This window comes from Fusobacterium sp. DD2, from assembly GCF_018205345.1.
Taxonomy (GTDB): Bacteria; Fusobacteriota; Fusobacteriia; order Fusobacteriales; family Fusobacteriaceae; genus Fusobacterium_A.
Genome location: NZ_JADRHM010000070.1, coordinates 1 through 12,598 on the forward strand (window position 1 = coordinate 1; position 12,598 = coordinate 12,598).

Sequence of the window (12,598 nt, forward strand, 5' to 3'; positions counted from 1 at the left end):
TTCCAAATTAAAAAAATAGGGCTGTTGCATTTATAAACTTATAAAAATAAAATTCTCGGTATTAGAAATAGTTTCGTAATTTATACAGCGAAACAGAATACTGAAAATTTGACTGTTTGAACGAAGTGAGTTTCAAATTTTCTTTCTGTAAGCAATATAAATAGAAACTATTGATAGCTTAGAGAATTATATTTTTTAAGAGTTGCAATAGCCCTTTTCTTTTTTATTAATCAAATATGTAACCAATGCTAAGCTGAGTTAAGAAATTTCCATGGTTATTACTCTTGGAAATAGAGAATTCAATAGGTCCCATAAGACTTTGATATGTTACACCTACACCAAATCCTTGTAAGTAGTCATCCCAAATTTCAAATTGTTTAGGATATCCTGGGTTTTTAATATCATTGAAAGTTCCCATATTCCATATTCCGCTTAAATACAGATTTGGAATTAACTGATAATCAATTCCAAGTTTACCAATCAAAAATTTATCTGTAAGTCTTTGTTGGAAAGCAAGTCCATAGAAAGCAAATTCCTTTTGTTTGAAGTTACTCTTTGTTCCACCTATTCTTAAATATTTATCTCTTGAATTGAAACGATCTCCAGATATGATTCCTCCAGAGAAACCATATTTAAAGGTTATTCTATCAGTTATAGGAATATATCCATCTAAAATATATGTTGGACCATAGAAATTAGATCTGGATTTATTAAAGCTACCTTCCCATGAGTATTCAAAAAGTGCTTTTACCCCATTTGATGGATGGTTATTTACCTCTTCAAGAGTGTCATAAGAAGCTCTGAAGAAAGCACCATTGTAGTTCTTTCCATAGTTAATATCCTTATCAAGCAGTGCTCCTGTATTTTGCTTAACCTGAGTGTACATTGTATTAAGTCCATAAGATAGAATAAGTTTATTGTTATATTGAGTAAGAACTCCAGCTTCAAATAAAGAGTTTCTTATTGTTGAATCAGAAATTTTCTTATTTCCGTTATATAAAAATAGTGGATTTTCATTATATGATAGATTACCAAAAACTCCTATTTTATTTGAATATCCGTAATAGATAAAGTTTTTAAACGTAAATCCAATATAATCTCCAAGTTTTATATTTAACAGAGAGTTATTTCCTAAAGTACCAAGGTTTGAAATAGTCGTTCCAACATTAAATGTTGTACCATATCCAGTAAGATAATTAACTCCAACACCTATTGAGTTATTAGGATTGATATTGGCATCAACTATAAGAGTATCTCCAATAATCTGGTAATAAACAGTGTTAATCATATCGTTTCCATAGACTTTAAGCATATATTTTTCAAGTTCGTTAGGTGTGAGATCTCTTCCTAAAGTGTCATCCAGGATACTGTTTATAAGCTCTTTATCTTTATCACTGATTTTATGAGAATATTCAATTTTATCAATCTTAATATTTTTTGATTTAAGTATTTTATCCTGTTTTACAAAGTTTGGAGATGCAAGGTCTTTTAAAAGATCTACCTGAGCTAAAGTTGCTTTTTCTCCAAGTTTAACAAAATCTTTACCTTTATCTAAATCTGTTGCAGAGTATTTCAATATATCTGGTGTAATCAGAATAGTTGCAAGTTTTTGCTGCTCTCTGGTAGAAGATGAACTTTGAATTGCTACCAGCTGGTTTAAAACACTTAGAATATTGTAGTCTTTTTTATCCTTTAGTTCGTTTCCAACATCAGATCCTATAACTACATCTGCCCCCATATTGATAGCATCAATAACAGGGAAATTACGTGTAATAAGACCATCCACATAGAGATTTCCTCCTATTTCAACTGGATCGAAAATTGTAGGGACAGCAATACTAGCTGTAATAGCTTTAGCCAGATCTCCACTTTTAAATGCTTTTGCAGTACCAGAGTTCAAGTCAGTTGCTATAACTCTTAATGGAATTGGTAAATCATCAAAGTTTGTAATTCCTTCTACATTACGCAGAAGTTTTTTAAGCTCAAAATATATCATCTGAGTATTTCCAAAACCTTTTGGCAGTGAAAAGTTGAATTTATTGTCATATCTAATTGAAACCATATATTTTTTGTTGTTTATTTTTTTCTCTAAAGGGATGTTGTTATCCATAAAGGTACCATTTACAAAGCTATCCCAGTCATTTTTAGTAAGAATCTCCTCTATCTGATCAGGAGTATATCCTACTGAATAGAGAGCTCCTACAACAGCTCCCATACTTGTACCAGTTATGTAATCTGGTCTGATACCAAGATTTTCCAATACTCTTAATACGCCAATATGTGCAAGTCCTTTAGCACCTCCACCACTTAGAGCCAGTCCAATTTTTATATGCTTTTTATCTGCTTTCATTTTTCTTTCTTTAATCTCTTCTAATTGTTGAATCTTAGCCTGTAGTATTGACACCTGGTGCTTTAATTTTTCAATTTCAATATCCTCTTTCATTGTTGATGGAAGATATTCTGCAAATGTATTTGCCTTACATAAAAAAATAAAAAATATACAGATAAGAAAAAGAAATTTTTTTCTCATTTTTTCCTCCCAAAAATATTCATTAATAATATATATATAAACTATTATTTTTACACTTTCTTCTCTATTTTACGTAGTTATATTATAACATAAAAGAGATAAAAAAACATTAGTGACAGTAAGAAAAACTTTATATAAATTGCTTACAATGCAAGGATATGGTATAATTTTTCTAAGAGAAAAATATGACTTTGAGGTGAAAAAATGAGAATAGGTATTATTGGAGCAATGAATGAAGAGATTATAGAGTTAAAATCTGTAATGAATAACATAGAGGAAGAAAAAGTAGGAAATTTAGTTTTTTATAAAGGAATATTAGAAGGAAAAGATGTTGTATTAGTTGAAGGTGGAATTGGAAAGGTAAATGCAGCTATATGTGTAACTATACTGATACAACATTTTAAAGTTGATAAAGTATTATTTACAGGAGTAGCAGGAGGAGTAGATCCAAGAATAGATATTGGAGATATTGTTATTGGAGATGATCTTGTAGAGCACGATGTAGACAGTACAGCTTTTGGATATGAATTAGGACAACTTCCTAGAATGAAAGAGTTTAAGTTTAAAACTGATAGAGAGCTATTTAATCTTGCTTATGAAACAGCAGTTGAAGAGTTTGGTAAAGATAGAGTATGGAAAGGAAGAATTGCAAGTGGAGACCAGTTTGTAGCTTCTGTAGAAAAGATAAAATGGTTAAAAGATACATTTGATGCTTACTGTACAGAGATGGAAGGAGCTGCAGTTGCCCATGTTTGCTATGTATTAAACATTCCATTCTTAGTAATAAGAGCAATTTCAGATAAAGCAAATCATGATGCAAAAGTTGATTATCCTGAATTTGTTAAAGTTGCAGCAAAAAATTCTAAAACAATAATAGAAGGTATACTAAAAAAAATGTAAGGTGGAGATAAAATGGATATGGATTCACTATTAAAGGAACTCTACTCTTATTCTATGCATGGGATTAAGCTTGGATTGGATAATATAAAGGCTCTTTGCGATAATATGGGTAATCCTCAAAATGATTATAAGATAATCCATATTGCAGGAACCAATGGAAAAGGATCTACTGCAACAGCAATAGAGACAATTCTATTAGAGGCTGGTTATAAAGTTGGAAAATATACATCACCTCATATTTTAAAATTCAATGAGAGAATAAGGGCTAATGAAAAAGATATCTCTGATGAAGAGATAGTAAAATACTATGAGATGGTAAAAAAAGCTATAGAGGAGACAGGAGTTAAACCTACATTTTTCGAGGTAACTACAGCTATGATGTTTAAGTATTTTTCTGACTTAAAACTTGATTATGTAGTATTGGAAACTGGTATGGGTGGAAGATTTGATGCAACTAATATAGCTGATGACAAGATTTGTGTAATAACAAATGTGACTTTTGATCATATGGAGTATTTAGGAGATACTATTTATAAGATATCCAGAGAAAAAGCTGGAATTATAAAAAAATGTAAAAATGTTATAATTGCAGATAGTGATCCTGAGTTTTTACAGGCTATACATGAAGCTATAGCTGATCCAGTAAACGTATTGGAAAAGTATAACTATTCAAGCAGATTGGATTTCGAAAGGTTTATAACAGAGATTACAATTGACGGGGAAACATATGAGTTTTCACTTTTTGGAGATTATCAGGTCAAAAATTTCCTATGTGCATATGAAACAGTAATAGAACTAGGTATATCAAAGGATATAATAAGAAAAGCTGCTAAAAAAACAGTATGGCAGTGCAGATTTGAAAAATATAGTGACAATCCATTAGTTATATTAGATGGTGCACACAATATAGATGGAATGACAGAGCTTGCTAAGATAATATCTAAAGCTTATAAACCTGAGGATGTTGTAGCAGTAACATCTATACTGAAAGATAAAAAGGTTGTACCTATGCTTGATATATTAAAAACAATAGCTGGAGATATAATTTTGACATCTCTTATGGAAAACCCAAGAGGACTTTCAGGAAATGAGATATATGAGATGCTTGATGATAAAAAAGGTTTTTCAGTTGAAAATGATATGCTAAAAGCTTTTACTCAGGCAAAAGGTATGGGCAAAAAGATAATAATAATATGTGGTTCTTTTTATACTTTAAGTAAATTTAAAGAGGAAGTTCATGAATAAAAAGGGGAAATTATTAAAGATTTTAGTATATTTAATCGCTTTAATGGTATTTGGTCACTTTGAATATCACTTGTATCTGAAATATAAAGCAGATAATAGTGTAAGAGAGGAAAAAATAGCCAGTATAACTAAAGAGATAGAAAAATCATTTTTAATAAGAAAAGATGGATTTTATTTAGATAAAGACTATATAAAAGCACTTGAAGAACTTCAAGAGAAGGAAAAAGCAAAGGATTCTTCAGATGCAGGGGGTGATGAATCTCTTGAACAGCATAAAGATTTATAATGAAAATGTAAGTTTAAAGGATATCAAAAATCATCTCAATATGGATGTAATATATGAAGGAAATATGGATATAAAAATAAAAAGTCCAAGTGTATATCAGATAGGATATGAGCTTATAGGATTTTTTGAGGTTGGAGAGGAACTTACAAAATACATTCATATTTATGGAAGAAAAGAATCAAGATATCTTAACAAATTTACAAGTGAAGAGAGAGCAAAGATTTTTGATAACTATTTTAAATATGATTTTCCAGCTCTTATTATAACTAATGAAAGTATCATTTTTCCAGAGATGATAGAAAGTGCTAAAAAACATAATAAGACAATTTTGAAAAGTCATATGAGAACATCTGCAACTATAAGAGAGGTAAAATTCTTTTTGTCTCAGGAACTTGCAGAAGAAAAGATGATAGATGGATATGTGTGCCTTGATGTAATGGGAATAGGAGTTTTAATTACTGGTTATGAAGATGCAAAACTTGGAGTAACTATTGAACTTTTAGAAAGAGGACATAGACTTATTACAGATAACCATCTTATGATAAAAAGAGTTGCAGAAAATGATCTTGAAGGATATAACTTTTTTGATAAGTCCACAAAGGACAGCCACTTTTTCTTAAATAATCCAAAGGATGGAAGTAAGATAGACGTCACAACACTTTTTGGTATTAAAGCAACAAGAAAAATGAAACGAGTGGATCTTTTAATTGTTCTTGAAGAGTGGGATGATAAGAAGTTTTATGATAGATTAGGTCTTGATGAAGTTATGGAAGAGTTTCTTGGTGAGAAAATACCTAAGCTTACTATTCCAGTAAGAAAAGGTAGAAATCTTGCAATTATAGTTGAAACAGCAGCACTTAACTACAGATTAAAAGCAATGGGACTTAATTCGGCAGAGTATTTTATGAGAGAATCTCAAAAGTTGATAATGAAAAATAAAAAAAATCAGGGAGAGCGAAATATGAATGGTGATAGATTACTTTCAGTTATGCAGTTAAAACATCAGTTTAATCTGAAGGTTTTATCTGGAGAAGATAGGTTGGAAGATACTTATATACAGACTACAAGTATTCATAGACCTTCTTTAGCTTTAGCTGGATATGTGGAAAATTATAAAGATGAGGCATATAATGGAGTTCAAATTTTTTCTAAAGCAGAATTTAAATATTTGAATACATTGCCTGAAGAGGAAAGAAAGAAAAATTTGGAGAATTATCTTCAGTTTAAATTGCCAGTATTGGTATTAACTGCAGATGTAGAGGTACCAGAGTATTTTCTGGATATGGTAAAAGAAAAGAATATAATTCTATGCAGAAGTTCTTACAAAAAAGCTTCTCAGGTTATAGCTAATTTCAATAGCTATTTAGAGACATATTTTACTCCAAGTATATCAGTTCATGGAGTTTTTGTTGAACTTTATGGATTTGGAGTACTTTTAACTGGAAAAAGCGGCGTAGGTAAGAGTGAAACAGCTCTGGAACTTATTCATAGAGGACACAGACTTATAGCAGATGACCTTGTTAAATTTGTAAAAGAAACAGGTGGAGACATTATGGGGTCTGCTGCTAATCTTCCATATTTTATGGAAATTAGAGGTTTGGGAATAATAGATATTAAGACCCTTTATGGACTTGGTGCTGTAAGAATTAATAAAAAATTAGACCTTGTAATAGAACTTAAAGAGCAGGAAAGAGAAGATGTTTATCTGACAGCAGTTGACTACCAAACTAGTTCAACAAGAGTATTAGGTAAAGATATTCCTAAGATGGTACTTTATATATCGTCAGGTAGAAATGCTGCTGCAATGGTTGAGATTGCTGTAATGAACCTTATGGCAACTAAACTTGGTCATGACTCTGAAAAACTTTATAAAGAGGGATTAAAGAGAATGACGACTGAAGAAAAGCAGATACTGGGAATAAGTGAGGAGGAAAAGTGAACACCTTTCAAGAGATAAAAGATAGAATAGATAAAAGCAGTTATGTTATAGTAACAGCACATGTTAATCCAGATGGAGATGCAATTGGAGCAGGTCTTGCTCTGACACTTGCTTTAAAAAAGATAGGGAAAAAGGCAAGATTTGTTCTTCAGGATTTAAATCCTCAAACAACTAATTTTTTAGAGGGAATAGAAAATGTAGAACAGTATAGTCTAGCAGAAAATTATCAAAATGATTTAACTATCTGTGTTGACTGTGCAGCAGAGGGAAGACTTGGGTCTACAAAAGCTCTGTTAGTAGGAAGAGATAGTATAAATATAGATCATCATATAAGTAATAATAGCTATGGAACGTATAACTATGTTGTAGATGCTTCATCTACAAGTGAGATTATTTTTTCACTGCTTAAATTCTGCAATATAGAGATTGATAAAGCTATTGGTGAGGCACTTTATACAGGTCTTGTAAATGATACAGGAAACTTTAAGCATGACAACGTAAGAGAGTCAACATTTTTAATGGCAGCAGAATTAAAAAGAATTGGTGTAGATAACTGTAAGATCATTAGAGAATTTTGGGATACAAGAAGTTTTGCAGCAATAAGACTTGTTGGAAAAGCTATGTATGAGATGAGATTTGATAATGAAAAGAAATTAGCTTATTACTTTATGAGTAAAGATGTTTTAGATAAGTATAATGGAAGAAAAGAGGATACAGAGGGAATTGTAGAAAATCTTCTTTCATTGAGAGAAGCAAATGTATCTCTCTTTTTAAGAGAAGATAAAATTGGTTTTATTAAAGGTAGTATGAGAAGTAAAAATGATACTGATGTCAATGAGATAGCAGCATTATTTGGTGGTGGAGGGCATAAAAAAGCTGCAGGATTCAGCAGTACCCTTCCAGGTGAAGAGATTATAAGAATAGTACTTGAAAAATTGTAGGAGATGACTATGAGAAAAATACTTATAGCTTTAGCATTATGCATATTTGCAGTAGGGTGCTCTGATGTGAGAAGCACTATAAAAAAAGAAGATACTATTGAAAAATTAAGAGATTACGATGTTGCAAGAGAAAATATTGCACCTAAGAGAAGAATTGTAATAGGAAAGATAAAAAATTATTCCAGATTTGGTACTCAAAGAACAGACAGTATAACAAAGGATATTTTGGTTTCAGAATTTTCAAAATCTGGAAGATTTAACGTTTTAGAGAGAGAGGATTTAGATGCAGTAATGGAAGAGTTGGCATTTTCAAACTCTTTAGGGCAAAAATCTATTCTTCCTAGACAAAAATTCTTAGATTCAGATTTTGTAGTAGTGGGAAGTGTTACAAAATATGAACTGAACACAACAGGTAGCCAGTCTATAATATCTAAGAATAAAGAGCAAAGAGCTGAAGCAGCTATTGAGCTTAAAATTATTGATGTGTTAAATGGAAAGGTATGGAGTGAAACTGGAGAGGGAAGTTCTACAGTATCATTTGGAACAGTTTTAGGTACAGGAACATATGGTTCATATGGAAGTCTGGAAAAAGAAGCATTTAGAGCTGCAGTTATTGATGGAGTTGAGAAAATAGTAAAAGATATTGATAAACTTCCTTGGACAGCAGCAGTTATTAAAAAGACTCCAGGTACCATTATTATAAACTCAGGAGCTGAAAATAATTTAAAACTTGGAACACAGGTAAATGTCTACAAACAGGGAGCACCTGTTGAGTATAGAGGAGAGCTTTTAGGATATGAGGAGACTTTAGTTGGAACAGCAACAGTTAAATCATATATTGAAACAAATGCTGCAACTTTAGATTATAAAGGAGTAGATTTTTCAGTGCCAGCTGTGGTAAAATTAAAATAAAAGGGAAAAGGAGAATACATCATGGAAAAAGATTTTGATATTGTTTTTGTAAAACCAAAAAGATTTGAAGATTGTGTTAAATGTGTTGAGCATATTAAAAGAGATAAGATTGTACATATCAATCTTTTAGAATTAGATGCTAAAGAATCTCAAAGAATTCTAGATTATATCTCAGGAGCTGTGTATATTAAAGGTGGACAGATAGAGAACCCAGGAGAAAATATCTTCTGTACAATCCCTAAAAATAAGACATATCTATTTGAGTATAAGACAAAAAATGAAAATTATGATGAGGAAGAAGAGATAATTCCAAGTTATAAAAAATAGAAGAAAGTGACTAAAGGCAGTAGTTTTGTCCTTGGTCACTCTCTTTTGTTATACAACAAAAAAGTGGAGGTATTTTAATGATCAGCGAGGCTTTACACAGCATGTGTGACGGAACATTTATATTTTTATTAGTAGCGTGTTTTTTAGCATCTTTTATTGATGCAGTATCTGGTGGTGGGGGATTAATAAGTTTGCCAGCATATATGGCATCTGGAATTCCACCTCATATGGCACTTGGAACAAATAAGGTATCAGCTTGTATAGCTACTTGTGCAAGTAGTGCAAAATTTGCAAGCTCTGGTAAAATCAACTGGACTTTAATGAGAAAAATAGCAATATTCTCACTTATTGGAGCATTTTTAGGTGTTAGAACAATACTTCTTGTAAGCTCAAAATATCTATATCCAATGACAGTGGTACTTCTTTTAGTAGTTCTTGGATATACTTTAATGAATAAAAAAATGGGAGAGGTTCATGAATTTGATGAACTTACAGATAAAACTATTCTTTATGGAAGAATAATGGCTTTTGTAATAGGTTTCTATGATGGGTTCTTTGGACCAGGAACAGGATCATTTTTAATATTTGGACTTATTAGAATATTTAAAATGGATTTCCCTCATGCTAGTGGAAATGCTAAAATATTAAACCTTACAAGTAACATAGCAAGTGTTATTATGTTCGTTTATTTTAAACAGGTAAATTATCTTTATTCAGTACCAGTTGGAATTGTAATGATGCTTGGAGCTTTCTTAGGAGCAAGAACTGCTGTTACAAAAGGAACTAAATTTATAAAACCAATGTTCTTAACAGTAACTTCAGTTGTTCTTTTAAAAATGATAGCAGAAGCTGTTTTCCATGTTGATGTAAGTGCATTGATACAAAACTTTATATCTTCACTAGTAAGTTAGTGTTAAGGAGGCAAGTAGTTGAAAATACTGGTAGTTAGATTTAAGCAGATTGGAGATTCAATTTTAGCAGCACCAATCTGTCATACGTTGAAAAATACATTTCCAGATTCTCAGATAGATTATATTGTATATGACCATATAGCTCCTATCTTTGAAAAAAGTAAGTATATTGACAATGTAATATCTATTACAAAAGAGGAAAGAAAAAATATATTTAAATATATTAAAAAAGTGTGGCAGGTTACTAGAAATAATTATGATATAGTAATTGATATAATGTCTACACCAAAAAGTGAGCTATTTACACTATTTTCAAGAGGAAGCAAGTATAGAATTGGAAGAGCCAAAAAACATAGAGGATATACTTATACTCATAAAATAGAAGAACCTAAAATCAGCAAAAATAAGATTGATAAATTTTTACAGATGCTTAAACCATTAGAAAAAGAGTACGATATTAAATATACAGAAGATTTTTCTATAAATATAACAGATGAAGAAAAAAAGAGCATGAGAGAGAGAATGGTAAAAGCCGGAATAGACTTTAATAAACCTGTTTTTGCTTTTGCTATAAATGCAAGAGTTCCAGGAAAAGTTTATAACATTGATAGAATGCTTGAGATAGTAAAAAATGTAATAAAGGATTTAGATCCACAAATTATCTTTTACTATTCACCTGCTGAAAAAGAGTTTGCAAAGAAAGCTCATGAAAGATTAGGATGGGATAAGCATATCTTCTCTAATATTGATACAAAATCAATAAGAGAACTTGCAATGATTTTTGCAAATTGTGATATGTTTTTTGGAAATGAAGGTGGACCAAGACATATTGCACATAGCTTGGATATTCCTACATTTATAATATATAGAGCTGGATTAAATATTAAAGAATGGGCAATTAAGGGTGATAAACATGGTGGTATAGGACCACTTGATATAAACCCTGAGGCTGATAAGATGACACTTGAAGAGCAAAATGATCTTCTTAAGCCTGAAATTATAACAGAAAAATTTGAAGAATTTTATAAAGAAAAAGTTCTTAATAAATAGTTGGGGCAGATTTAACTATTAATGAAAGAAAGTTTGAGGAATTATTATGCATAGAAAAATTATGATACAAGGGACTGGATCATCTGTAGGAAAGAGTATTCTCACAGCTGGTCTATGCAGAGTTTTTGCCCAGGATGGTTTTAGGGTATCGCCATTTAAATCGCAAAATATGGCTTTAAACTCGTATGTTGATATAGAGGGATTAGAGATGGGCAGAGCTCAGGTAGTTCAGGCTGAAGCAGCTATGGAGATACCGAGAGCATTTATGAATCCCATTCTATTAAAACCAAATTCAGATAACAACTCACAAATAATCATAGAAGGAAAACCAGTAAAAAATATGGATGCTCAATCATATTTTTCTAATTCCAGTTATTTAAAAGAGATAGCTAAACGTAATTATGAGATTATAGAAAGAAATTTTGATATTGGAGTATTAGAAGGTGGAGGAAGTCCTGCAGAAATCAATCTAAGAGAATTTGATTGTGTAAACATGGGCATGGCAGAACTTATTGATGCACCAGTTATACTTGTTGGGAATATAGAAACTGGAGGAGTTTTCGCTTCTTTATATGGAACTATTGCTCTTTTAGATGAAAAAGACAGAAAGAGAATAAAGGGTATAGTTATAAATAAATTTAGAGGAGATATTGAACTTCTTAAACCAGGAATAGAGATGTTTGAGAAAAAACTTAAAGAGGATGGCTTAGATATTGAATTTCTTGGTGTATTACCATATGAAAAATTGGAAATAGAAGAAGAGGATGTTTTAGCTAAGAAAATAAATACTCATAACAATAAAGATGCAGAGATAAAAATAACTGTTATTAGAACAGATAAAATGTCTAATTATACTGACTTTGATGCTTTGACTCACTATCCTGATGTAAGCTTAAATTATGTATTTAAAAAAGAGGAACTTGGAGATGAAGATATTATCATTCTTCCAGGAAGTAAAAGTACAATAGCTGATCTTGAAAAATTAAAAGCCAATGGAATATTTGATAAAGTAAAAGAACTATATAAAAAAGGAACTACAGTTGTTGGTATCTGTGGTGGGTTCCAAATGCTTGGAAAAGAGATACAGGATCCTCATAAAATTGAAGGAGATAAAGAGATTACTGAAGGTTTTGGTTTTCTTGATACTACAACTGTTATGGAAAAAGCCAAGTGTACTCAACAGGTCCGTAGAACTTTAAAAGATAATCTTTGTGGAACTATTATAGCTAACTGTGAGAATTTAACAGTTAGAGGATATGAAATACATCAGGGTGTTACTAATGGAAGTGAAGAGAATAGAACTACAGGAGATAGTTATATCTTTGCAGCAAAAGATAATGTTTTTGGTACCTATATTCATGGAGTATTTGATAATGAAAAGTTCACAAGAGCATTTTTAAATAATATAAGAGCTAAAAAAGGGTTAAAACCTTTAGATGATAGCTTTTCATTTTCAGGTTTTAAAGAAAGAGAATATGATAAACTGGCAAATCTGATTAGAGAAAATCTCGCAATGGATAAGATCTATAAGATAATGGCTGAAAAATAAAAATAAGG

The 12,598-nt window shown here is 30.9% G+C and carries 11 protein-coding genes; 10 read left to right on the top strand and 1 reads right to left on the bottom strand.

All coding sequences use genetic code 11. The features are described from left to right. Positions 1 to 226: 226 nt before the first annotated feature. Complete coding sequence (locus tag IX290_RS09660; protein ID WP_211492998.1) at positions 227 to 2,530, bottom strand: patatin-like phospholipase family protein; 2,304 nt, start codon at positions 2,528 to 2,530, stop codon at positions 227 to 229. Positions 2,531 to 2,734: 204 nt separating this feature from the next. Between IX290_RS09660 and IX290_RS09665 the strand changes: the two genes are divergently transcribed. The 10 genes from IX290_RS09665 (at position 2,735) to IX290_RS09710 (ending at position 12,590) form a co-directional block, all read left to right on the top strand. Next, entirely contained in the window at positions 2,735 to 3,430 is a 696-nt protein-coding gene (locus tag IX290_RS09665) for a 5'-methylthioadenosine/adenosylhomocysteine nucleosidase (RefSeq protein WP_211492999.1), read from the top strand. A 12-nt stretch (positions 3,431 to 3,442) separates the two neighbouring features. Beyond that, on the top strand, positions 3,443 to 4,675 hold the full coding sequence (locus IX290_RS09670; RefSeq protein WP_211493000.1) for a folylpolyglutamate synthase/dihydrofolate synthase family protein: 1,233 nt from the start codon (positions 3,443 to 3,445) through the stop codon (positions 4,673 to 4,675). Beyond that, on the top strand, positions 4,668 to 4,961 hold the full coding sequence (locus IX290_RS09675) for a hypothetical protein (RefSeq protein ID WP_211493001.1): 294 nt from the start codon (positions 4,668 to 4,670) through the stop codon (positions 4,959 to 4,961). Before IX290_RS09670 ends, IX290_RS09675 begins: the two co-directional genes overlap by 8 nt. Beyond that, on the top strand, positions 4,930 to 6,900 hold the full coding sequence (gene hprK, locus IX290_RS09680) for an HPr(Ser) kinase/phosphatase (protein ID WP_249168929.1): 1,971 nt from the start codon (positions 4,930 to 4,932) through the stop codon (positions 6,898 to 6,900). Before IX290_RS09675 ends, hprK begins: the two co-directional genes overlap by 32 nt. Then, positions 6,897 to 7,841, top strand: a complete 945-nt coding sequence (locus tag IX290_RS09685; protein ID WP_211493003.1) for a bifunctional oligoribonuclease/PAP phosphatase NrnA — start codon at positions 6,897 to 6,899, stop codon at positions 7,839 to 7,841. Before hprK ends, IX290_RS09685 begins: the two co-directional genes overlap by 4 nt. Before the next feature lie 9 nt (positions 7,842 to 7,850). Beyond that, positions 7,851 to 8,753 (top strand): CsgG/HfaB family protein, encoded by a 903-nt coding sequence (locus IX290_RS09690; protein WP_249168928.1) that lies wholly within the window; start codon positions 7,851 to 7,853, stop codon positions 8,751 to 8,753. 21 nt (positions 8,754 to 8,774) lie between these two features. Continuing rightward, positions 8,775 to 9,080 carry a cell division protein SepF gene (gene sepF / locus IX290_RS09695; protein ID WP_211493005.1) on the top strand — a complete coding sequence of 102 codons (306 nt, stop codon included), beginning with the start codon at positions 8,775 to 8,777 and terminating at the stop codon, positions 9,078 to 9,080. A gap of 77 nt (positions 9,081 to 9,157) precedes the next feature. Then, complete coding sequence (locus IX290_RS09700; protein ID WP_211493006.1) at positions 9,158 to 9,991, top strand: TSUP family transporter; 834 nt, start codon at positions 9,158 to 9,160, stop codon at positions 9,989 to 9,991. Positions 9,992 to 10,009: 18 nt separating this feature from the next. Further along, on the top strand, positions 10,010 to 11,041 hold the full coding sequence (locus tag IX290_RS09705; RefSeq protein ID WP_211493007.1) for a glycosyltransferase family 9 protein: 1,032 nt from the start codon (positions 10,010 to 10,012) through the stop codon (positions 11,039 to 11,041). Between the two features lie 46 nt (positions 11,042 to 11,087). Further along, positions 11,088 to 12,590, top strand: coding sequence for a cobyric acid synthase (locus tag IX290_RS09710; RefSeq protein WP_211493008.1), 1,503 nt, complete (start codon positions 11,088 to 11,090; stop codon positions 12,588 to 12,590). Positions 12,591 to 12,598 lie beyond the last annotated feature (8 nt).